This window comes from Planococcus sp. A6, assembly GCF_028823615.1.
GTDB lineage: Bacteria > Bacillota > Bacilli > Bacillales_A > Planococcaceae > Planococcus.
Genome location: NZ_JAPEHT010000216.1, coordinates 1 through 3,137, shown reverse-complemented (window position 1 = coordinate 3,137; position 3,137 = coordinate 1). Strand labels below are relative to the sequence as shown.

At 51.3% G+C, this 3,137-nt stretch carries 3 protein-coding genes; all 3 read right to left on the bottom strand.

From position 1 onward, the window contains the following. Window positions 1-303 precede the first annotated feature (303 nt). Window positions 304-1,422, bottom strand: coding sequence for a non-hydrolyzing UDP-N-acetylglucosamine 2-epimerase (wecB, locus tag ON064_RS17820; protein WP_274625817.1), 1,119 nt, complete (start codon window positions 1,420-1,422; stop codon window positions 304-306). Between the two features lie 19 nt (window positions 1,423-1,441). Further along, window positions 1,442-2,071, bottom strand: a complete 630-nt coding sequence (gene upp / locus ON064_RS17815) for a uracil phosphoribosyltransferase (RefSeq protein ID WP_058382961.1) — start codon at window positions 2,069-2,071, stop codon at window positions 1,442-1,444. Window positions 2,072-2,206: 135 nt separating this feature from the next. Then, the coding region (locus tag ON064_RS17810) for a putative bifunctional diguanylate cyclase/phosphodiesterase (RefSeq protein WP_274625816.1) at window positions 2,207-3,137 on the bottom strand (931 nt) is incomplete at its 5' end.

Genomic DNA, 3,137 nt, shown 5'->3' with positions numbered 1-3,137 from the left:
GCGCCTGCCCAGCTCCGTCAGGCGTAAGACGGATCAGCAATGCGGCGCTCTTTGCCGCAATGCTGGAACGGCTTATGACCCGAGGAGCTAGGCGCTCGAGCTAGACACCAAGAAAAGCGGAGGCAGCCGTTTAGACCTGACAAGCACAAGACGATTTGCTGACGCGGCGCCTTTTGCCGCATAAGCAAAGTGGCTTGTGACCTCGAGGGTCTGGCTGCCGGAGCTAGACAATAAGAAAAGCGGAGGCAGCCAAGTAGAAGCTAGGCTACCCCATATCCAATGAGCCCTCTACTCCCCTTTTCCCTACAATTCGCCGAAATACTTGTGCAAAGCTTCCACGATTCGCTGTGATGCTTTACCGTCGCCATACGGATTCGATGCTTGCGACATCGCTTCATACGCAGAGGCATCTGTCAGCAATTCCTTACCGAGGCGGTAAATCGTTTCCTCATCCGTGCCGGCAAGTTTCAAAGTGCCGGCATCGATGCCTTCCGGCCGTTCCGTTGTATCGCGCAACACCAAAACTGGCTTGCCGAGAGACGGCGCTTCTTCCTGCACCCCGCCTGAATCGGTCAGGATGAAATAAGACTGGGCTGCGAAGTTATGGAAATCCAATACTTCGAGCGGCTCGATCAAGTGGATGCGCGGGTCGCGCCCAAGCACTTCGTCTGCCACTTCGCGAACAGCTGGATTCATGTGGACCGGATAGACCACTTGAATGTCCTCATGCTCTTCGGTCAAGCGCTTGATCGCACGGAACATATTGCGCATCGGTTCGCCGAGGTTTTCGCGGCGGTGGGCGGTCAATAGGATCATGCGGTCGCTCCCGATTTTATCGAGCACCGGGTGCTGGTAATTATCACGCACCGTCGTCTGCAAGGCATCGATTGCCGTATTGCCCGTAATATAGATGGTTTCTTCTTTTTTATTCTCATCACGCAGATTCTGTGCAGACTTCTCGGTCGGCGCAAAATGGATGTCCGCCATGACGCCTGTCAATTGGCGGTTCATCTCTTCCGGGAAAGGAGAGTACTTGTTGTGGGTCCGAAGCCCGGCTTCTACGTGACCGATTGAGATTTGATTGTACAAAGCGGCCAAACTTGCCGCGAATGTTGTCGTCGTATCTCCATGGACCAACACGATATCCGGTTTCGCTTCTTTCATCACGTCGTCCAGGCCTTGCATGGCCCGCACCGTGACATCACTCAAGGTTTGGCGGTCTTTCATGATGTTCAAATCGAAATCGGGGGTGATGCCGAATGTTTCGAGCACTTGGTCAAGCATTTGGCGATGCTGTGCGGTCACAGTCACAAGCGGTTCGATCGTTTCTGGGTGCTTCTGCAGTTCCAGCACAAGAGGCGCCATTTTAATCGCTTCTGGACGTGTACCGAAAATCGTCATCACTTTCCATTTTTTCGTCACTTCTGATCAACCCGCTTTCTTATTTTGTTCCGAACAAGCGATCTCCAGCATCTCCGAGGCCAGGCACGATATAGCCTTTCTCGTTGAGCTTTTCATCGAGTGCTGCGATATAGATGTCGACATCCGGATGTGCTTTTTGCAAAGCTTCCACACCTTCTGGAGCCGCGATGATGCACATGAACTTGATTTTTGTCGCACCGCGTTTTTTCAACGAGTTGACCGCTTCAATTGCAGAGCCGCCTGTCGCAAGCATCGGATCGACGACAATCAATTCGCGTTCAGAGACATCTGAAGGCATTTTAAAGTAGTATTCCACGGGCTGTAAAGTTTCCGGATCACGGTACAAGCCGATATGGCCAACCTTTGCCGCTGGAATCAATTTCAAGACACCATCAACCATTCCAATTCCTGCGCGCAAGATCGGAACGATGCCTAATTTTTTCCCGGCCAAGACATTTGACTTGGCAACTTGCACCGGCGTTTCCACATCGATTTCCTGAAGCGGAAGCTCACGCGTAATTTCAAAGGCCATTAAAGTTGAAATCTCATCAACCAATTCACGGAATTCTTTTGTTCCAGTCGATTTGTCACGGATATACGTCAGTTTATGCTGAATCAGCGGATGGTCAAAAACGAATACTTTTCCCACAGTGTATCTCTCCTTTTTCATACATTTTCCTAAACAGTATAACAGAAAACGAAAAGGTTTAGAGCTTCACCCCTGCATTAGAATTATTCAGTCAACTTCCATGGGCAAAATAAAAACCGGGGACAAGTGCCCCGGTTAAAGTAGATGCGCTTCATCGAGCGGCATCGGCCGATGAAACAAAAAGCCTTGGGCGATTGTGCAGCCCATCTCAAGCAATTGCGTTCGGTCGTTTTCTGTCTCGACGCCTTCCGCCACTGCCCGCAGCCCTAGATTATCTGCCAATTGGATGATGGTCCGGATGACAGCGCGCGTCCCGTGTTCTTCCATATTGGACACAAAGGAACGGTCGATCTTAATTTCTTCGACAGGCAGCTTCTGGAGATAGCTGAGTGACGAATAGCCGGTTCCGAAATCGTCGATGGAGGTCGCAAAGCCGTATTTTTTCAACTGATCGAATACTGTGCCTGCCGTATCGATATCGACGACGCCAATGCGCTCGGTAATCTCGAGCTGAATCCATTTCGGATCCACGCCGAATTTTTTCGTTTCGTCCACCAGGTGGGGCACGAAGGAGTGGTGGAAGAAATGTTCAGCTGAAATATTGATCGCCACTTGACGCAGCTCCAGCTCCTGCTCCTGGCGTTTTTTCAGCCAAGCCAAGACTTGCTCGATGACATGCTGCTCGAGTTGGCGGATCTTGCCGTTCTTCTCCGCAGCCGGGATGAAAATAGCGGGCGAAATATCCCCGAGTTCCGGCGACTTCCAGCGGGCCAGCGCCTCAAAGCCAAGGATGTCCCGGCTTTCGAGCGCCACTTTCGGCTGCAGGAAGACACTGATTTCTTTTCGTTTAAGTGCCGCAGTCAATGCATTGGCAACGCGTAAATCGCGCATCATTACTTCATCTTGCTCATTTTCAAAATAGCAGACCGCCTCGCCGATGCGTTCTTTCGCCTTCGATAACGCACTGTCAGCGCAGCGGACCAATTCTTCCGCGTTCTGCTGTGCAGGCGTGACAATCGCCACGCCGACTTTGACTGTCAAAAATAAATCCATTTCGCCGATCGAT